Annotated in this window: 18 protein-coding genes, 1 tRNA gene and 1 pseudogene; 7 read left to right on the top strand and 13 right to left on the bottom strand. The window is 65.0% G+C overall.

Annotated elements, in window-relative coordinates:
- The first annotated feature begins 6 nt into the window (after nucleotides 1-6).
- Entirely contained in the window at nucleotides 7-657 is a 651-nt protein-coding gene (locus tag QOH60_RS22170; RefSeq protein WP_526424017.1) for a GNAT family N-acetyltransferase, read from the top strand.
- A 2-nt stretch (nucleotides 658-659) separates the two neighbouring features.
- Here the strand turns inward: QOH60_RS22170 and QOH60_RS22165 are convergent, their stop codons facing one another.
- On the bottom strand, nucleotides 660-1,094 hold the full coding sequence (locus QOH60_RS22165; RefSeq protein WP_526424016.1) for a PaaI family thioesterase: 435 nt from the start codon (nucleotides 1,092-1,094) through the stop codon (nucleotides 660-662).
- Between the two features lie 35 nt (nucleotides 1,095-1,129).
- Here QOH60_RS22165 and QOH60_RS22160 point away from each other — a divergent pair, with 35 nt between their 5' ends.
- Both QOH60_RS22160 and serS read left to right on the top strand, forming a co-directional pair.
- A complete protein-coding gene (locus QOH60_RS22160) occupies nucleotides 1,130-1,624 on the top strand; it encodes a hypothetical protein (protein ID WP_526424015.1) in 495 nt (164 codons plus the stop codon).
- A 42-nt stretch (nucleotides 1,625-1,666) separates the two neighbouring features.
- A complete protein-coding gene (serS, locus tag QOH60_RS22155) occupies nucleotides 1,667-2,959 on the top strand; it encodes a serine--tRNA ligase (RefSeq protein WP_526424014.1) in 1,293 nt (430 codons plus the stop codon).
- 15 nt (nucleotides 2,960-2,974) lie between these two features.
- Here the strand turns inward: serS and QOH60_RS22150 are convergent, their stop codons facing one another.
- The 3 genes and pseudogenes from QOH60_RS22150 to QOH60_RS22140 form a co-directional block, all read right to left on the bottom strand.
- Nucleotides 2,975-4,000: an NAD(P)H-dependent glycerol-3-phosphate dehydrogenase gene (locus QOH60_RS22150; RefSeq protein WP_526424013.1), complete on the bottom strand. Its 1,026-nt coding sequence runs from the start codon at nucleotides 3,998-4,000 to the stop codon at nucleotides 2,975-2,977.
- Between the two features lie 110 nt (nucleotides 4,001-4,110).
- Nucleotides 4,111-5,580: a flavin-containing monooxygenase gene (locus QOH60_RS22145; protein WP_526424151.1), complete on the bottom strand. Its 1,470-nt coding sequence runs from the start codon at nucleotides 5,578-5,580 to the stop codon at nucleotides 4,111-4,113.
- 9 nt (nucleotides 5,581-5,589) lie between these two features.
- Nucleotides 5,590-5,727, bottom strand: a pseudogene (locus QOH60_RS22140) (XRE family transcriptional regulator); the annotation flags it as partial.
- 81 nt (nucleotides 5,728-5,808) lie between these two features.
- Here QOH60_RS22140 and QOH60_RS22135 point away from each other — a divergent pair.
- Nucleotides 5,809-6,426, top strand: a complete 618-nt coding sequence (locus QOH60_RS22135; protein WP_526424012.1) for a class I SAM-dependent methyltransferase — start codon at nucleotides 5,809-5,811, stop codon at nucleotides 6,424-6,426.
- Between the two features lie 114 nt (nucleotides 6,427-6,540).
- Nucleotides 6,541-7,278, top strand: a complete 738-nt coding sequence (locus QOH60_RS22130) for a hypothetical protein (protein WP_526424011.1) — start codon at nucleotides 6,541-6,543, stop codon at nucleotides 7,276-7,278.
- Between the two features lies 1 nt (nucleotide 7,279).
- Here the strand turns inward: QOH60_RS22130 and QOH60_RS22125 are convergent, their stop codons facing one another.
- On the bottom strand, nucleotides 7,280-7,933 hold the full coding sequence (locus QOH60_RS22125; RefSeq protein ID WP_526424010.1) for a neutral zinc metallopeptidase: 654 nt from the start codon (nucleotides 7,931-7,933) through the stop codon (nucleotides 7,280-7,282).
- A gap of 433 nt (nucleotides 7,934-8,366) precedes the next feature.
- Here QOH60_RS22125 and QOH60_RS22120 point away from each other — a divergent pair, with 433 nt between their 5' ends.
- Entirely contained in the window at nucleotides 8,367-8,504 is a 138-nt protein-coding gene (locus QOH60_RS22120) for a lipoprotein LpqH (protein WP_526424009.1), read from the top strand.
- Nucleotides 8,505-8,507: 3 nt separating this feature from the next.
- Here the strand turns inward: QOH60_RS22120 and QOH60_RS22115 are convergent, their stop codons facing one another.
- The gene (locus tag QOH60_RS22115) at nucleotides 8,508-8,999 is read right to left on the bottom strand and encodes a YajQ family cyclic di-GMP-binding protein (protein WP_526424008.1); all 492 of its coding nucleotides are present in this window, start codon (nucleotides 8,997-8,999) and stop codon (nucleotides 8,508-8,510) included.
- A gap of 207 nt (nucleotides 9,000-9,206) precedes the next feature.
- On the opposite strand from QOH60_RS22115, the gene QOH60_RS22110 reads away from it, so the two are divergent.
- Nucleotides 9,207-9,289: transfer RNA gene (locus QOH60_RS22110), tRNA-Tyr, on the top strand.
- A gap of 266 nt (nucleotides 9,290-9,555) precedes the next feature.
- Here QOH60_RS22110 and QOH60_RS22105 read toward each other — a convergent pair.
- From QOH60_RS22105 to QOH60_RS22075, 7 genes are all read right to left on the bottom strand, one after another.
- Nucleotides 9,556-9,636 (bottom strand): hypothetical protein, encoded by an 81-nt coding sequence (locus QOH60_RS22105; RefSeq protein ID WP_526424150.1) that lies wholly within the window; start codon nucleotides 9,634-9,636, stop codon nucleotides 9,556-9,558.
- Between the two features lie 172 nt (nucleotides 9,637-9,808).
- Nucleotides 9,809-10,972, bottom strand: a complete 1,164-nt coding sequence (locus QOH60_RS22100) for an acyl-CoA dehydrogenase family protein (protein ID WP_526424007.1) — start codon at nucleotides 10,970-10,972, stop codon at nucleotides 9,809-9,811.
- On the bottom strand, nucleotides 10,972-12,771 hold the full coding sequence (locus tag QOH60_RS22095; RefSeq protein WP_526424006.1) for an acyclic terpene utilization AtuA family protein: 1,800 nt from the start codon (nucleotides 12,769-12,771) through the stop codon (nucleotides 10,972-10,974). The genes QOH60_RS22100 and QOH60_RS22095 overlap by 1 nt, the downstream gene beginning before the upstream one ends.
- On the bottom strand, nucleotides 12,768-13,181 hold the full coding sequence (locus QOH60_RS22090; protein ID WP_526424005.1) for a hotdog family protein: 414 nt from the start codon (nucleotides 13,179-13,181) through the stop codon (nucleotides 12,768-12,770). Before QOH60_RS22090 ends, QOH60_RS22095 begins: the two co-directional genes overlap by 4 nt.
- Nucleotides 13,178-13,729 carry an FAS1-like dehydratase domain-containing protein gene (locus QOH60_RS22085; RefSeq protein ID WP_526424004.1) on the bottom strand — a complete coding sequence of 184 codons (552 nt, stop codon included), beginning with the start codon at nucleotides 13,727-13,729 and terminating at the stop codon, nucleotides 13,178-13,180. The genes QOH60_RS22090 and QOH60_RS22085 overlap by 4 nt, the downstream gene beginning before the upstream one ends.
- Nucleotides 13,713-14,888 (bottom strand): CaiB/BaiF CoA transferase family protein, encoded by a 1,176-nt coding sequence (locus tag QOH60_RS22080; protein ID WP_526424003.1) that lies wholly within the window; start codon nucleotides 14,886-14,888, stop codon nucleotides 13,713-13,715. Before QOH60_RS22080 ends, QOH60_RS22085 begins: the two co-directional genes overlap by 17 nt.
- Before the next feature lie 14 nt (nucleotides 14,889-14,902).
- Complete coding sequence (locus tag QOH60_RS22075) at nucleotides 14,903-15,457, bottom strand: 2,4'-dihydroxyacetophenone dioxygenase family protein (protein WP_526424002.1); 555 nt, start codon at nucleotides 15,455-15,457, stop codon at nucleotides 14,903-14,905.
- Between the last annotated feature and the right edge of the window lie 7 nt (nucleotides 15,458-15,464).

Genomic DNA, 15,464 nt, shown 5'->3' with positions numbered 1-15,464 from the left:
GTTGTCATGACCGACCACGACCGCGCAGCCGCCCGCCGGGAGATCGCCGATGCACTCCTCAACGCCCTCGAACGCCGCCACGAGCTGCTCGACGCGATCGTGGAGGCCGAGGATCGGGCGAGCGCTGTCAAGGCGGTCTCGAAACTGCTCGGCACGTCACCGGAGGGCGGCGAGGCAGTGATCGGGCTTCGGTTCGACAGGCTGACAAGAGACTCGCGCCGCAAGATCAGAGACGAGCTCGACGACCTGAACAACCAGTTGGCGTTCACGCTCGGCGAGCGAACCGGTGAGGGCTTGTCGCTGCGGCCGTTCGCAGGCGAGTCCGACCGCGACATCTTCGCCGCGCGCACTGACGACATCAAAGCTGCAGGTGACGGATCGGGCGAGCCGGCGGGTGCGCTCGAGGATGAGATCCGCTCGGGGATGGGCCGAATCAACGCCGAAGACGCCGTGTGGCTGGTTGCCGAGGTCGGCACCGACAAAGTCGGCATGGTGTTCGGCGAACTCGCCGGCCGCGAGGTGAACGTGAGGGTCTGGGTCCACCCCGGACACCGCGGGAAGGGCTACGGCACGGCGGCGCTGGGCCAGTCGCGATCAGAAATGGCCGCCTATTTTCCCGCGGTGCCGCTCGTCATTCGCGCACCCGCCGAGAAATAAAATCAGCGATGAATCATGCACGTCGTGGTGCCGTGCGCGACCAGCCGGCCTTGTGGATCGTGGACGCGACCCTCGGCGGTCGCGGTCTTGCGGCCCACGTGAATGGTCTTGGCGGTCGCGGTGAGTTTGACGCCGTCGACCGGGACTGACCGGATGTAGTTGACCTTCAACTCCAACGTGCCGTACCCAACGCCTGCCTCCAGCGTGGTGTGCACAGCGCAACCCATGGCGGAATCGAGCAGGGTGGCGCAGATCCCGCCGTGCAACGTGCCCAACGGGTTGGCCATATCGGGCCGGCTGTGCAGGCTCATGGTCACTTCGCCGACCTCGACCTCGTCGATACTGAGGCCGATCAGGGTGCCGATGTAGTTCGGCCGATCGCTGCCGGCAGCAGCCGCACGCATCAACTCGAGGCCGGAGAGCTGGGTGCTGGTCATGCGACCGGCAACGCCTTCGCCTATCGTTTGATTCCGTGCTGAGCAGATTGTTGACCGGCGTCATCGGTGTTGCCGGGTCGGCCGCGTTTCTTATCGCAACCCCGGGGGTGGCCTGGGCCGACAAGGACGAGCCGCCGCCCCTGCCGAACGTCAACGCCTACCCGCCGATCTCGCCCGTCGACTTCACCACGATGAACGGCACGTGGTACGCGTTCGGGGCGCCGGGCGGTTTGACGTGCGTCATCGACAGGGGCCGCAACGCCTACGGCTGCAGTGGCCCGATTCCCGCGCCGCCTCAGGGTTCGGAGGGCGCCAACCTGATCAGCGCTGCCAGCCCAGAGGAACCGAGTTTCGCCAGCGCCCCCGCCGACGTGTTCGCCGCAGCCGCTCCGGTGAAGCCCCTTCCGCCGCACCAGCGGTTGAGCTATCGCAACATCGCGTGTGCCGTTGACGGCGCGGCGACCATATGCACGAATACCGCTACCCAGCACGGGTTTGTGCTGAGCCCGGCCGGCAGCTTCGCCGTATAACAATTCTCCGAACTCCCAACCGATGGTCTAGGTTGGGAACCCGTGATCGATCCGGACCTGCTGCTCAACGAAACCGACGCTGTCGCGCAGCAGCTGGCGGGCAAGGGCGTCGAGCGGTCCCTCGTCGTGTCGGCCCGGGAGGCGCTCGCACAGCGGCGCGCATTGACGGGCGAACTCGACGATAAGCGCGCGGAGATGAACCGGCGCTCAAAGGAATTCGGGGAGCTCGTGCGCCGGGTCGGTACCGACACGGCCGATGAAGAACGACGGGCGTTGGCCGAGTTGAAGACACAGATCTCCACGCTGGAAGAACGACTCCGCGAGGCCGCGTCGCAGGCTCAGGATCTGCTGTATCAGGTGCCCAATCTGCCCGACCCTGATGCCCCGATCGGCGCCGATGAGTCCTCGAACGTGATCGTTCGCTATGGCGGTCCGCAAGCCGAACCGAACCAAGATGCGCGGCCGCACTGGGAGATCGCTGATGAGATGGGGCTGTGGGATCCCAAGCGCGCCAGCAAGATCAGCGGCGCAGGGTTCCCCGTGCTGTACGGTGACGGCACCCGCCTGTTGCGCGCGCTTGTCCAATTCGCCATCGACCTGCACCGCGAGAAGTACCTCGAGACACTGGTTCCGACCCTCGTCCGGCAGGAGACGGCGATCTCCACCGGGCACCTTCCCAAGTTCGCCGACGACATGTACAACACCACCGCCGACGACTTGTGGGCGATTCCCACTGGGGAACTGCCGCTGACCGGGTTGCACCGCGACGAGATCCTCGAGGCGGATCAGCTTCCTCGCCGATACATGACGTACACGTCCTGTTTTCGTCGCGAAGCCGGCGCTGCGGGCAAGGACACACGCGGGATGCAGCGGCTACATGAATTCCACAAAGTCGAGCTGGTGAAGATCTGTGCGCCTGACGACGTGGGCGCCGAATTCGATGACTTGCTCGCTGACGCGGAACGTGCACTGGTGTTGCTCCAATTGCCTTACCGCGTAGTCGATTTGTGCACCGGCGACCTGACCTTCTCGTCCTCTCGCATCTTCGATCTGGAGGTGTACGCACCCGGCCTGGACAAGTGGCTGGAGGTCTCGTCCGTCGGCAATTTCACCGACTTCCAGGGACGGCGCGCGAACATGCGGTGCCGGAAACCGGGCGGCGGGATCACGCCGGTCGGAACGCTCAACGCGTCGGCCCTGGCGACCCCGAGGGTTTGGGCGGCAATCATCGAGCTGGGCCAGCAGCCCGACGGGACAGTGAAAGTGCCCGACGCGCTGGTTCCGTATCTGGGCACCGAGGTACTGCGCCGCGACGAACTGGCGCCCACCGTCTGACGGTGCGCCCCAGCGTCAGAAGCCCGCGCCGTGGATCTCGTGGCCCGGCGTCTCGGCGGCCAGTCCCTTGTATGCGGTCTCGACCGTGTGCCCGCGGTTGATCACGCCGTCGACTTCGCGCGCGATCGGCATATGGACGCCGTAGCGCTCGGCCAACTCCATGATCACGCTGGCCGCTTTCACGCCCTCGGCCACCTGGTCCATCGACGCGATGATCTCGTCGATCGATTTGCCGGCCCCGATCTGCTCGCCGACGTGGCGGTTACGGCTGCGTGCGCTCGTGCACGTGACGATCAGATCGCCCAGCCCTGCCAGGCCCGGGAACGTCTCGGGCTCGCCGCCCATCGCCGTACCGAGCTTGGTCATCTCGCGCAGCGCCCGGGCGATCACCAGCGCTCGGGTGTTCTCGCCGATGCCCAGCGAGTAGCCCATGCCGACCGCGATCGCGAAGACGTTCTTGAGTGCACCCGCCATCTCCACGCCGATCACGTCGTCGGTGGTGTACACGCGGAATCGCTGCGTCTGGAACATCTGCGCCAGCCGCGTCGATAGATGCTGGTCGGGCATCGACATCACTGCCGCAGCCGCATACCCCTGCGCGACCTCGCGCGCGATGTTCGGGCCGGCGAGGATGCCCGCGGGATGCCCCGGCAGCACCTCTTCGACGATCTGGGACATGCGCAGGCTGGTGCCCTGCTCGAGCCCTTTGACCAGCGAGACGATCGGCACCCACGGTCGCAGGCACGACTCCAAGTCCTTCAGCACTTCACGGAAGCCGTGCGACGGCACCGCCATCACGATGACGTCTGCGCGGTCGGCGGCCTTCTCGAAGTCGTTCGTGGCCTTCAGACTCGGCGTCAGCTCGACCTCGTCGCCCAGATATTTCAGGTTGCGATGTCGCTCGTTGATGTCCGCGGCGGTCTCGGGGGACCGTACCCATTGCAGGGTGTCGGTGCGGCGGGCGGCGATGGACGCGACGGTGGTGCCCCAGGAGCCGCCACCGAGAACTACGACCTTGGGTTCCCGACGAGCAGATGTCATGGATGTCACCTTATTCAGGGCGGTGCTCTTCCAGTGTGTTTCTCGCGCGAACTCGCCGCGCAGCCGTGACGGCAAGCAGCTCCCTCTGGTGCGTCGGCTCGTGGTCAGCGCTAGACCGCTTTGGCCTTGGTGCCGAATACCATCGCTTCGGTGACCCGGTCGAATCGGTAATCAATGACGTCGGCGAAGTAGTTCTGCCGCACATTCCACGGCCGCCTGGTGCCCGACTTCGGCAGTGCGTGCAGGTTGCGCAGCACATACCCCGCCTGAATGTCCCACGACAGCTTCTCGGGCATCGGGCCGCCATCGTGGTGCGGACGCGCCGACGTGTATCCGTGATCGCGCATGTGAGCCAACAGTTTCGCGGTCGCGCGTGCGGTCATGTCGGCGCGCAGCGTCCACGACGCATTCGTATATCCGATGCACCAGAAAAGGTTTGGCACGTCTTCGAGCATGTGCGCCTTGTAGACGAAACGGTCCTGCGGTTTGAACTCGGCACCGTCCAGGCTCAATGACACTCCGCCGAGTGCCTGCAGATCCATGCCGGTCGCTGTGACGACGAGGTCGGCGTCCACGCGTTGCCCCGACCTCAACACGATTCCGCGGGAATCGAAGTGGTCGACGTGGTCGGTCACCATCTCGACGCGGCCGTCGCTGATCGCGGTGTAGATGTCTCCGTCGGCGGCCAGGCAGATGCGCTGGTCCCACGGCTCGTAGGGCGGCAAGAAATGCGAATCGTCGAAGCCTTCTGGCAATCGCTTGCTACGCACCCGGCGGAGTTGGTACTTCATGAACGTCGGCAACTTGCGCGAGATGAACCAGCCCATCGCTTCCTGCAGTGCGAAGCGGAACCGGACGACCGGGGCAAAGGCCCGACGCGGCAGCACCTTTCGCATTCGCTCGGTGACCGGGTCGATTTTCGGGAACGCACCGATGTAGCTGGGCGTGCGCTGCAGCATGACGACCTTGCCGGCTCTCTTGGCCAGCGCGGGGACCAGCGTGACCGCGGTTGCGCCACTGCCGACCACCACGACCGTGCTGCCCGCGTAGTCGAGATCCTCGGGCCAGTGCTGAGGATGGACGACGGGACCGCTGAATTCCTCCATGCCAGGAAAGTCGGGAGTGTAGGCCTCGTCGTAGTTGTAATAGCCAGTGGCGAAGAAGACGAACCGGGCCGTGAACGTCGCGCCGTTGTCTACGTGCACCGTCCAGGTGTCGGTGGTGGAGTCCCAGTCGGCGGAGCGAACACGTTTGTTGAACCGGATATTCTCGTAGATGCCGTGCTTTCGGGCCGCGTCGATGAGATAGCCGCGGATGTCGGCGCCGTCAGCGATGCATTCCCGTCCCGTCCAGGGCTCCCACGGGAAGTCGAGAGTGTAGATGCTGCTGTCGGAGCGGATGCCCGGGAAGCGGAAGAGGTCCCAGGTGCCGCCGACGTTCGCGCGACGTTCGAGGATCGCGTAGGTGTAGGCGGGATTGCGCTCCCTGATGCGATAGGCCGCGCCGATGCCGGAGATGCCCGCGCCGATGATGACGACGTCGTAGTGCTCGACCTGTGTCATCTGCTCAGTGTGCCGCAGGGTCTCTTGTCAGCTGTGCAGGTGTAGCCGTTCCCCGTGCGGACCCAGGATCATGAGGGCTTCCACCGGGCCGTCGACCGCACCGAACCAATGAGGCGTCAGCGTCGAAAATTCAACGGCTTCACCGGGTTTGATGGTGAAATCACGAGCGCGTCGACTCCGTCTTTTGCCTCCATGGCAAGAAACCTTGCCACTGCGCTCTCCCATCGGCAAGGTTGCAGTATGGCGATGTCTGAGACACAGCGGACTTGGGAAGAACACTACGGCGAGCGAGGGCAGATCTGGAGCGGGCGAGTCAACGTCCGGCTGGCCGAGGTGGTGGAGCCGCTGAATCCCGGTCGCGCGCTGGATCTCGGGTGCGGGGAGGGCGGCGATGCCGTATGGCTGGCCGAGCACGGTTGGCACGTCACCGCCGTCGACGTGTCACAGACCGCACTGGACCGGTCGGCCACGCTGGCGCGAGAGCGAAATGTGGCCGACTGTATTGACTTTCAGCGACGCGACCTGATGGACTCGTTCCCCGACGGGATGTTCGAGCTGATTTCAGCGCAGTTCCTTCATTCGAAACAACCGATGGACCGCGAGCGAATGCTCCGCACGGCAGCCGATGCCGTCGCGCCCGGCGGCACGCTGTTGATCGTGGACCACGGGCAACCGCCGCCCTGGGCATCGAAGCTTGATCATCACCACGAATTCCCGGCCGCCGAGGAAGTCGTTGCGGCACTGAATCTCGATGAGCACCAATGGGATCGGATCAGAGTTGAGTCCGTCGAGCGAGAGGCCACTGGCCCCGACGGCCAGCGTGGATCCCTGACCGACAACGTGATGGTCCTTCGCCGGCGATAACGCTCGACCGCTCGCCGTTCACACGTGCTTGACAGGTTTTCTCGCGGCGGTGATCCTTGCAGCTAACACCGGAACTCCGGGTAGCGCCGCAATCCCGGCCGGCCCGTCAGGAGCGTGACCGCCATGTTGCCCGGACTTGCCCGCCCTGATTTGAGATTGCTTGAGGCGGCTATCCATGTATACAAAGGCCAACCGGTGACGGTGGCCTGTCAGCTGGCGAAGACGCAGCTGCCGGGACCTGGGCAGTACGTCGGCGCGTTGCAGCGCGTGCGTCAGGTCACGTCGGCGACCAACTACAAGTACATCGACTTCGCAGTGCAGAAGGGCTACAACTACGGCGGCAGCCTGCTCAGGCGCGTCTTCTTCACAGTCGCCAGCCCGATGGGGCTCGGCTTGATCGCCGCTGGGACCGCGGTCATCGTCGTCGGCGGAGTGATCTACGTGAATAGCGGCGACAAGCCCATCCTGCCGGGCCCGGCGATGAATAAGGCGAAGCCGGAGTGGAAATCTGGGCCAGGAGTCAGTTACAACCCAGACGACTATTTCGTGTTCGTGTTGCCGCAAGTCTCGGGTGGCTCGATCTATGTGGGTCAGGAGTCGCAACTCAAAGAAATGCACCCGTGCGATATGGCGGGCGGTGGCCTGTGCGGCGAGAATGATCCTCCACTGCAGTACGACAGGAAGTCGCCCGGGTTCAAGACCTACGAGCAAGCGACCAAGGCGTGGTGCGACGAGCTGAAAGGCAAACCGACACACAACGTTCCGGTCGCCGGTGACAGCAAGGCCGACGTCTACGGCGGCTCCTACTGGATCGGTACGGCGCCGAGCTGCGCCACATCCGGAGGTAGCTGACCTACGGCAGGCACTTCTGCGGCCCGCCGGCTCCCCTGAGGAATGCGTTAATGCGCTGGGTCGGGCTGCCGTGATCCCCGACGTTCGTCCACGGGTACTTGTCGGCGACCCTCGTCAACGACGTGGTGATCTCGTCCAGATCGCCGTCATCCCAATACAGCGTGCCGTCGCGGGCAGCGCCGTACAGCGCGGCGCCCGCGAAGCAGTCGGCCTGAAGCTCGAGCTGCCGCGACCGGAGGTTGGGGGCCAGCCGCGCCTGGATGGCGTGGCCCCACTCATGGGCGACGACCAGATAGATGAAGCTGTCGCCCAACGCGTAAACCTGCTCCATGTAGCGCAGGTCGAAACCAACGCTGTCGGTCGAGCCGCAATACCAGGCATTGTTCGACGTCCACAGGGAACCGTCGCACGGCATCGGATTCTGACGGCTGTTGTAGAGGCCCACGACGTTTGGCGTCGTGTACACGCCGGTGAAGAATTCGTGCCAGTGCATCCGCCAGTAATTGTCGACGGATTGGTAGGCCTGAAGCTGATCGGAGTTGGCTTCCCTCGGCGTAATGGGATCGGCTGTGGCCCGAGTTGGTATGGGCGAGAGTACGAGGACCAGTACCCCCGCAAGGGCGGCGATGGCGTGCGCGGCTCGACGACGAATCATGGCGTTCCCTCCCTGTTGATGACGCCCGTTCATCCCCGAACCGACCCAACGTACAGGAAATTCACAGACCGCGACCGGAACCTCGGAATGGCGCCGTATGCTGCGACGATAGTCAACATTCAGCCGAGAGGGCGACGACAGTGATGCGACGTTTCGCCACGGTGGCGTTCGCGGCTGGGGCTCGCCTGCTCGAGCGTCGTCGGCTGTTCCGAGGACGCGACCTCGACGACGGCGGCCGGGACTGAGAAGGCACGGTTGACGATCGACGGTCAGAAACAGGATCTACAGGGATCGGTGTCGTGTAGTGGGCATACTCGCGGTTTCGCCATCGATGCCGGCGAGGCTCCACGCGATGTCTTCGTACATCTCAGCCAGATGTCTCCGCGCGAGTTCGTGTCCATTGTGATCGGCAGCGGCTTCACTGGGTTATCCGTTGGACGGCGGTGGCGGCACCGCGACGTTGGAGGCGGCGGGCAACACCTACACGATCACCGGCGAGGCCGTCGTGCAGTCGACTCCGCCGACGAACGCCGCCAAGCACTTTGAGTTGTTCGTTGACTGCCAGAGGTAGGCGTCAGCGGTAGTTGACGAACTGCAGGGCGACCTCGAGGTCGGCCTTCTTCAGCATCGCGATGACCTCTTGCAGATCGTCGCGCTTCTTCGAGGTGACGCGCACCTCGTCGCCCTGGATCTGGGTCTTGACGTTCTTGGGACCCTCGTCGCGGATGAGCTTGGTGATCTTCTTGGCGTTCTCGCTGTCGATGCCCTGCTTGAGCGTGCCGGTGACCTTGTAGGTCTTGCCGGAGGCCTGGGGCTCGCCGGGGTCGAAGGCTTTCATCGAGATGTCTCGGCGCACGAGCTTCTCCTTGAACACGTCGACGGCAGCCTTGGCGCGTTCCTCGGTGGAGGAGGTGATCTCGATTGCCTCGTCGCCCTTCCAGGCGATCTTGGTGTCGGTACCGCGGAAGTCGAAGCGGGTGGCCAGCTCCTTGGCGGCCTGGTTCAGCGCATTGTCGACCTCCTGGTGGTCGACCTTGCTGACGACGTCGAATGATGAATCCGCCATTGGATCCGTCCCCTCCTCGGTGTTCGTGTGATTTGGGTACATCCTTGCCGCTGCGCTCCGGTTGGCCTAAGCCGGGGCGGCGGGATCAGCGAGATTCACGGTATGCAGAAGAAGTGCGAGTAGCTGTCCGCATAACGTGAATCTCGTCGACGACTCGTGGATTTGTGACCAGGGTGCACGGTCGTTGTACCCTGCTAGTCGCACTACGGCAGGTTGCCCGAGCGGCCAATGGGAGCGGACTGTAAATCCGTCGGCGTATGCCTACAGTGGTTCGAATCCACTACCTGCCACCGCGGCTCAGACATGGTATTTAGGCGCGTTAAAGCTTGAAAATGCAAGAGCAGCTGAAGTTGGAGGCTGCCTGTAATTCAGGAAGCTGGCGGGTTTTCCGTCCGGCTGCTCATGGATGCGACGACGACTTCGACGAGATTGCGGAAATCAGATCCTGCTGTGTTGTCTGCGGATCGCGCTCCGCCATCGACGATCACCATACTCAACGCACCCTATCGCTGATGGGAATGGCCGGGGGTCGATCCCTTGCTGCGTCCCGCCAGCGTCACATGTCCATGCCACCGTTGACGCTCCAGATCTGGCCGCTGATATACGAGGACGCGTCCGCGGCGAGGAAGTGGACGATACGCGCGACATCCTCGGGTCGCGCGAAACAGCATGTTGCGCATGTTCATCCGTGCGACCTCTGTCGTAGCCAGCTTCAACTGGATGAGTTAGGACCGGTGGTGGCGCGGCGGAGGCTTGATGGTCGCATAGCCGATCTCGGCCGCGTCGTCTAGCGGCCGACGGTCGCTGCCTCAGTAGGAGCGGGGCAGCTTCAGCGCTTGGGTGGAGATGTAGTTGAGGACCATTTCCTGCGAGAACGGCGCGTTGCGGAGCAGCCGGGCCTCCCGCCACAGCCGCTCGACGTGGTACTCCTTCGCGTACGCGTAGCCACCGTGGGTGGACATGGCTCGGTCACAGGCAACGAAACCGGCCTCGGCGCCGAGAAATTTGGCCGCGGCGGCCTGGAGGCCGCAGTTCTGGTGATGGTCGTAGAGCTCGGCCGCGTGCATCGCCATGAGCCGAGCCGACTCCAGGCGGATCCATGAGTCCGCTAGTGGGTGGGCGACCGCCTGGTTTTGGCCGATGGACCGGTCGAAGACCACGCGTTCGTTGGCGTACTTCGTCGCCAGTTCCAGTGCGGCTTGACCGATGCCGACGCCCTCCAGGCCGACGACTATGCGCTCGGCGTTCAGCCCGTCGATGAGGTATTTGAAGCCTCGTCCCACCTCACCGACGACTTCGTCGTCACGGACCTCGAGGTTCTCGATGAACAGCTCGTTAGAGTCGATCGCCGACCGGCCCAGCTTCTCGATCTCGCGGACGGTGATCCGGTCGCGGTTCAGGTCTGTGAAGAAGAGTGTCATTCCGTCCAGCGGCGTGTCCTCGTCACGCGGGGACGTGCGTGCGAGCAGCAGGATTTTGTCGGCGTTTTGCGCGTTGCTGATCCACACTTTCTGGCCGTTGATCACCCAGCCGCCGTCGACCTTGTCGGCCTTGGTCCTGATGCGTGAGGTGTCCACGCCGGCGGTGGGCTCGGTGACGCCGAACGCCATGAGGATCTCGCCGCGGGCGAGCCTGGGCAGGAACTCCTGCTTCATCGCGGCCGAGCCGTGTCGGATGATTGGCTCGGGTGGGAATAGGTAGAAGTGGACCGCGGAGGCGCCACTGGCGCCGGCGCCGGAGGCGGCGATCTCCTGCATCATCACGCCGGACTCCGCGATGCCAAGGCCGATGCCCCCGTACTCCTCGGGGATGAGCGCGCCCAGCCATCCGCATTGAGCGAACGCGTTGACGAACTCCGACGGGTATTCGCCGCGTTTGTCCTTCTGTCGCCAGTACCCGTAGTCGAACTTGCGGGCGAGCTCTCGGGTGGCTTTGCGGACGACGTCGATGGTGCTCTCGTCGGGTCCGCTCATCAGTGCTGTCCTGTGACAAGAGATTTGGGCACCTTGGTGCCGCGCGAGCGCAGCCATTCGCCGAGCGCCTTTGCCTGCGAGTCCAGCCGCAGTGACGACGTGGCGCCGGTGCCGAGCAATCCTTGGATGAGGAAGTTGACCGCACCCAAGTTGGGCAGTTCGTAGCGGGTGATGGGCAATGCGCGTGTCTCGGGAAGAAGGCGTCGCAGTTCGTCGACGGTGAGGTTCCACTTGAGCCACTCCCACGCTTGCGCATCACGTACCCAGACGCCGAGATTCGCGTCGCCGCCCTTGTCCCCGGAGCGAGCATGCACGATCTCACCGAGCGTGGCGACGACGAGTTCGTCCGTCCAAGCCGGCACCGATTGTGGGAGCGACACATCGCCCTGCCGAGATACCCCGCGCCGATCGTCTTGGGGGTTGCACGGTGCGATGTTCTCGATTGCGCCGTCGTGGTGGTGCACCACGTGTTCGAGCAGTGCTTGGTCGAGCAATGCGGGCCAATACACACCGAACGCCGACCCTGGTTGTGGCGGGCCGAGGGAGTACATCCCGGGGTAGCTGGACAGGGCCAGCTCGACCATCCGCGACGAAAAAGTCCGCCCCGCAGCCTCTTTCGTTCCTTGCACCGCGATCCTCAGCAGCTCAGTTCCCGCATTCTGGCTCTCGGGATCCTGCTGCGCATTCCCAATCCGGTCGATCGCGACCGCGTCGAGCCCATCGGCAGTTTCGATGTAGCGGTCGACAGATTGCTCGACGAGCGCGGCCTTCGCGTCGAGGTCGGTGCCGGTGAGCGCGAGGAGCACATTGTTCTGCCATCCTCCGACTCCGGTGATCGCGACCTTGGTCGTCGCCGGTGGCGCCGAGCCCCGCACGTTGCGGATCTCGACGCGGTCATCACCGAGATCAGTCAGCGTGGCGGTGTCCAGGTGGGCGACCACGTCGGGATTGAGGTAGGCGGGTTCACCGATCTCGTAAAGCAATTGGGCCGTGACGGTGTCGCGGGTGACCGCACCGCCGGTGCCCGGGTTCTTGGTGATCACTGAGGAGCCGTCGGCGTCGATTTCGGCGATCGGGAACCCGGGGTGCACGAGGTTGGAAACGGCGCGAAACCCGGAGAAGTTGCCGCCGGTCGCCTGCGGGCCGCATTCGATGACGTGTCCAGCGGCGACCGCGCCGGCGAGGGCGTCGTAGGCGTCGGGGGTCCAGCTCCACCACCAGGCGACGGCGCCGACGACCAGCGAGGCGTCGGCGACGCGGCCGGTGATGACGATGTCGGCGCCGTTGTCCAGAGCCCGGGCGATCCCGAATGCACCAAGGTACGCGTTGGCCGTCAGTGCCTGGTGCGGCCAGGACGAAAGGGGCTCGCCGCTCGTCAGGTGCGGTAATGAATGCCCGGCTTGCTGCAGAGCGTCGAGGCGGCCGAAGACGTCGTCGCCTTCGATATGGGAGACCCGTAGGTCGTAGCCGCGGTGTGTGATTAGTTCGCGGGTGGCGTCGGCGAGCCCGGCGGGGTTGAGTCCGCCGGCGTTGACGACGAGCCGGATCCCGTTGGCGACCAGGTGCGCGAGCGCCGCGTCCAGGTGCTGCAGGAAGGTGGCCGCATAGCCCCTGGTGTTGTCTTTGGCGCGTGCCTTGCCCAGGATCAGCATCGTGACCTCGGCGAGGTAGTCACCGGTGAGGACGTCAATGTGGCCGGCTCTCGCCATGTCTGCCATGGCCGAGGCCCGGTCACCGTAAAAGCCGGAGCTGTTGCCGATGCGGATGGGGCGCTGCTCTCTTTCACGTGCTGATGTCATGATGTCGCTCCTGTGGTCGTCTTGGTAACCCACGCCGTCCCTTCGAACCCGACCTCACCGGAGGGCTGCTGCTCGATCAGTTCAAGCGTCATGGTGTCGTCCTCGGTTGCTGTCACACGGGCGGTGTAGGCCAAATCGGCGGGCGCATAGACGGGTTTGCGCAGCCGGTAGGCGACCTTCGTGACGTGCCAGCCGGGGCCGAGGCCCTCGGCAACGCAGCGCAACGCGAGCGCCGCCCGCAGGTGGGAGTGCAGCGCGACACCGGCGTGGCCCTCCTCGCGTGCGTAGCGCTCGTCGAAGTGGATGCGGTGCGGGTTCCAGGTGACCGCGCTGTAGCGGAACAACTGAAAGGCCGTAGCGGCGTGCTTGAGCGGTGGGAGCGTGTCTCCCACTTGGAAGTTGATGGTCATGACGACTCCTGCAAGGGGTTGCGCAGTACGACGGTGCGCCGGTTGCGGTTGAGAACGGCACCTTCCGCGGAGGAGAAGGTGTTGATGGTGGTGACGAACACGCACGGGCCGGACCGGGTCTGTTTGGGAGTGACCGCCTCGAGGGTCGTTTCGACCACCAGCTCCGTACCCGCAGTGACGGGGTTGACCAATTCCATCTCTTCGCCGGCGCCCATCACGCGCAGCCCGAGGTCGCCGTCACCGAGGGGCATGTCTCCGTCGAGCGGAGTTCCGTCGGGCTGAAGCTGGGCCTCAGGGGTGCCGACACCCCACTCCACGATCGCGGCCAGCATGTTCGGTGGCGCCACCACATCGGCGTAACCGGCCGACCGTGCGGCTACCGGATCGTCGTGACTCGGATCGGTGGCGCCGATGGTCATCGCGTAGCGGCCGATCGTCACCGCGTCCAGCGTGCCGAGGCTGCGTCGCGACAGGACGGCCCCGATCCTCGGCTGCGTCTGGGTGTAGTACGCCGCGAGAGGGGTTCCCGGTTCAGGCGTGAACGACATGCTGGGTCTCCTCACCGGACAGTTCCGCCAATAGTTCCTCTGTCGACGCGCCCAGCGGCGGGGCGGCCCGCAGCGGTCCCACCGGCGAGTCGCCGAGCCGCAGCGGGCATCCCGGCACCGGCACCCGTCCCCTCGCGGGGTGCTCGACGTAGCGGATCATGCCGCGCTGGATCAGGTGCTCGTCGGTGTCGACCTCACGGATCGACTTGACCGGCGCGCAGGGCACGCCGGCGGCCTGCAGATCCCTGACCAGCTCGTCACGGGTGCGGGTTCTGGTAACCGAAGACACCTCGTCGTCGACCGCATCGATGTTGGCGACCCGGTCCTTCTCGGTGCGAAACCTGGGATCGTCAATCAGCTCGGGCCGGCCCAGTGCGGTTGCCACGCCGTGCCAGTGCCGCTCGGAGATGCAGATGATCGCCAGCCATCCGTCGCTGGTTTCGTAGATGTTGTACGGCGCGACCGCCATGCCCGAGTGTCGGTTGCCGGTGCGCTCGGGCAGCTGTCGGTCCGGGTGGTTGTGCAGCCCGCCCAGGCTGGACGCCAGCATCGGGTAGATGGTGTCGTGCATGGACACCTCGACGATCTGGCCGCGTCCGGTGCGCTCGCGCTGGAACAGGGCCGCGCTGACCGCCGCGAACAGGTGGATGCCGCCGGAGAAGTCGACGAACGCGGCGCCGGCCTTGGTCGGTGGCCCGTCGGGCACTCCGGTGGCCGAGGCGCTGCCCGACATCGCCTGCACGGTGATGTCCATGGCCGACATGTGGGCGTAGGGGCCCGTAGAGCCGTAGCCCTTGCCGCAGGCCACGATTAGGCGCGGATTGTGCTCGAGGAGTCGCTCCGGGTGCAACTGGAGGCGCTCCATGGTGCCCGGCGCGAAGTTCTCGATCAGCACGTCGGCGGTCTCGACCAGGTCGAGCAGCGCCTGGCGACCGGCGTCGGTCTTCAGGTCCAGCACGACACTGCGCTTGTTCGAGTTGAGCATCACGAACTCGTGGGACTCGGTCGGCTGGTGCGAGCGGAAGCGCAGCTGCTCACCGCCGGGTGGCTCGATCTTGATGACGTCGGCGCCCAGCTGTGCGAGCAGCAGCCCGCAGTACGGACCGTTGTAGATCTGGCCCAGTTCGAGGACCCGGACGCCGTCAAAGGCCGCTGGCATGATCATTTCCCCGATCAGGACTTGACCACGCCGGCGCTGCCGCCGTGGATGTAGCCGACGGTTCCGGTGCCTTGTGCCGCCGACACGGTTTCGGTCACGTGCTGAATGGAGGTCGCGTCATTGATGTGGTGCAACGTGCCGTCCTGCTTGAATCCGATTTGCGCGCCTTCCATCCAGAGCAGCACAACGGTGTCCTCGGTGTTGTCCTCGGGGCAGTAGAAGGTGTGCACCGAGCCGCCCGGCTCGTACAGGTAGTCGCCCGCAGTTTGCGGCTGGTCGGGGTACTCGGCGTACCTCCAGCAGCCCGAGAACGTGTACACCTCAGCGGTACCGGTGTGGTAGTGCACGGGCAGGAGGCAACCGGGCGCCATGGTGGCCATGAGCACCACCTGTCCCTTTTCGGGGTCCAGGCGCAGCGGCTTGATGTGGATGCCGGGGCCCATAGCGTCCTTGAGCAGCGGAATCTGGTCGATGTTCACGGTCAGCAGGTCGTCCTGCGGTAAAGCGACCAACGGCAGCGGGACGCCGCTGTTGGTGCGGAACATGCCTGGAGAGACGGGTGCAGTCATGGGCTTG

Source organism: Mycobacterium sp. (assembly GCF_032159765.1).
Taxonomy (GTDB): domain Bacteria; phylum Actinomycetota; class Actinomycetes; order Mycobacteriales; family Mycobacteriaceae; genus Mycobacterium.
This window is presented reverse-complemented; position numbering and strand designations above follow the sequence as displayed.

What these genes read in the sequence shown, in the direction of transcription:
- QOH60_RS22115 (WP_526424008.1), bottom strand. Translation starts at nt 8,999, where the DNA reads ATGGCGGATTCATCATTCGACGTCGTCAGCAAGGTCGACCACCAGGAG.
- QOH60_RS22080 (WP_526424003.1), bottom strand. Translation starts at nt 14,888, where the DNA reads ATGCCAGCGGCCTTTGACGGCGTCCGGGTCCTCGAACTGGGCCAGATC.
- QOH60_RS22170 (WP_526424017.1), top strand. Translation starts at nt 7, where the DNA reads ATGACCGACCACGACCGCGCAGCCGCCCGCCGGGAGATCGCCGATGCA.
- QOH60_RS22085 (WP_526424004.1), bottom strand. Translation starts at nt 13,729, where the DNA reads ATGTCGTTCACGCCTGAACCGGGAACCCCTCTCGCGGCGTACTACACC.
- QOH60_RS22095 (WP_526424006.1), bottom strand. Translation starts at nt 12,771, where the DNA reads ATGACATCAGCACGTGAAAGAGAGCAGCGCCCCATCCGCATCGGCAAC.
- QOH60_RS22090 (WP_526424005.1), bottom strand. Translation starts at nt 13,181, where the DNA reads ATGACCATCAACTTCCAAGTGGGAGACACGCTCCCACCGCTCAAGCAC.
- QOH60_RS22125 (WP_526424010.1), bottom strand. Translation starts at nt 7,933, where the DNA reads ATGATTCGTCGTCGAGCCGCGCACGCCATCGCCGCCCTTGCGGGGGTA.
- QOH60_RS22075 (WP_526424002.1), bottom strand. Translation starts at nt 15,457, where the DNA reads ATGACTGCACCCGTCTCTCCAGGCATGTTCCGCACCAACAGCGGCGTC.
- QOH60_RS22150 (WP_526424013.1), bottom strand. Translation starts at nt 4,000, where the DNA reads ATGACATCTGCTCGTCGGGAACCCAAGGTCGTAGTTCTCGGTGGCGGC.
- QOH60_RS22165 (WP_526424016.1), bottom strand. Translation starts at nt 1,094, where the DNA reads ATGACCAGCACCCAGCTCTCCGGCCTCGAGTTGATGCGTGCGGCTGCT.
- QOH60_RS22100 (WP_526424007.1), bottom strand. Translation starts at nt 10,972, where the DNA reads ATGAGCGGACCCGACGAGAGCACCATCGACGTCGTCCGCAAAGCCACC.
- QOH60_RS22135 (WP_526424012.1), top strand. Translation starts at nt 5,809, where the DNA reads ATGTCTGAGACACAGCGGACTTGGGAAGAACACTACGGCGAGCGAGGG.